Below are 1,486 nucleotides of genomic sequence, written 5' to 3'. Positions count from 1 at the left end.
CCTCCCCTCCCCCTCGACCGTCTTCCGCTCGGCGCGCTCTCCCCCAGCCTGATGCGGGCGGCGTTCGCCCGGTTCGCCGCCGACCGGGCCGCCGCCTCCGTCGGGCGCGCCTGGTCGACCTGGAACGGCTTCTTCGCCTTCCTGGTGGCCGAGCAGGTGGTGCCGGGCAATCCGATGCCGGCGGTGGGTCGCCCCCGGTCGCCGCTGCCCCAGCCCAAGCCGCTGCGCGGCGAGGACACTCCCGAGCGGCTGCTCGCCTCGGCCGCCCGCGCCGAGGGGCGGCAGCGTGACCCGTGGCCGGAGCGGGACGTGGCGGTGCTGGCCCTGGCGCTGTGTGCGGGGCTGCGGTTGTCGGAGCTGCTGGCGCTGCGGGTCGGTTCGTTGGCCGGTCGGCCCGGCGAGCGCCGGCTGGAGGTGGCCGGCAAGGGTGGGCGTCCCCGGGTGTTGCCGGTGGAGCCGGATCTGGACGCTTTGTTGGCGGACTATCTGGACAGTCGGGTGCGCCGGTTCGGCTCGCGTACGGTGCGGCCGGATTCGCCGTTGCTGGTGGACCGGCGGGATGAGCCGCTGCGTCGGGGTGGGCTGCAGTATCTGGTGGAGTCCTGCTACCGGCGGGCCGGGATCGGTGACCGGGTGCCGCGTGGGGCGCGGCTGCATGCGTTGCGGCACACGTTCGCGACGCGGTTGGCCGAGGACGGTGCGGGTGCGGCGGAGATCATGCGGCTGTTGGGGCACGCGTCGTTGGCGTCGTCGCAGACGTACATCGAGGTGACCGCCGGGCAGCAGCGGGATGCGGTGCGGGCCAACCGTACGAACCGGGCGTTGGTGGGGTTGGCCCGGGGTCAGGCCGGTTGAGGGGCGGCCGGGGCGCTGAGGATCGCCGGTAGCACGGTGGCGATCGCGGTGGTGGGGTCGAAGGCCGGGTCGGGGTTGGCGAGTTGGTTGTTGAGCAGGCCGTCGACGAGGGCGAGGAGCAGTCGTAGGGCGGTGGCCGGGTGGCGGGCGCCGAGGGCGGCGAGCAGGGGTGTGGCCCAGGCGGCGAGGTCGCGTTGGCGGTGGGCGATCTGTTGTTGCAGGGCGGGTTGGTGGGCGGCCTCGGCGAAGATGGCGAGCCGGGCGAGGGTGAGGGTGCGGCCGGTGGTGGTGAGGTCGTGGACGAGGGTGCCGAGGGCGGTGGCGACGGTGTCGGGGTCGATCTGGTCGAGGTTGCCGGCGAGGTGGTTCCAGCCGGTGGTTTCCAGGTCGAGGAGGCGGGTGAGGACGCCGGCGAGGAGGGCTTCGCGGGTGCGGTAGCGGTTGGAGGTGGAGCCGGTGGGCAGGGCGGCCTGATCGTCGACGGCGCGGTGGGTGAGGTGGCGGGTGCCGCGGGTGCCGAGGACGGTGATGGCGGCGTCGAGGAGTTGTCGTTGGCGGGCGTCCACGGGCTGACACTACAGCAGTAGTGCGGATAACTACATGTGTAGTACGGTCGGGTGATGCGTGGATC

At 73.4% G+C, this 1,486-nt stretch carries 2 protein-coding genes; one reads left to right on the top strand and one right to left on the bottom strand.

All coding sequences use genetic code 11. The features are described from left to right. The coding region (locus tag C1I95_RS33860; protein ID WP_111220182.1) for a tyrosine-type recombinase/integrase at positions 1-855 on the top strand (855 nt) is incomplete at its 5' end. On the opposite strand, the gene C1I95_RS33855 is transcribed toward C1I95_RS33860, so the two are convergent. Continuing rightward, positions 843-1,421 carry a TetR/AcrR family transcriptional regulator gene (locus C1I95_RS33855; RefSeq protein WP_111220180.1) on the bottom strand — a complete coding sequence of 193 codons (579 nt, stop codon included), beginning with the start codon at positions 1,419-1,421 and terminating at the stop codon, positions 843-845. The genes C1I95_RS33860 and C1I95_RS33855 overlap by 13 nt on opposite strands. Between the last annotated feature and the right edge of the window lie 65 nt (positions 1,422-1,486).

This window comes from Micromonospora craterilacus, from assembly GCF_003236315.1.
Taxonomy (GTDB): Bacteria; Actinomycetota; Actinomycetes; order Mycobacteriales; family Micromonosporaceae; genus Micromonospora; species Micromonospora craterilacus.
The sequence above is the reverse complement of the archived record's forward strand: the minus strand, read 5'-3'. Positions and strand labels throughout refer to the sequence as shown.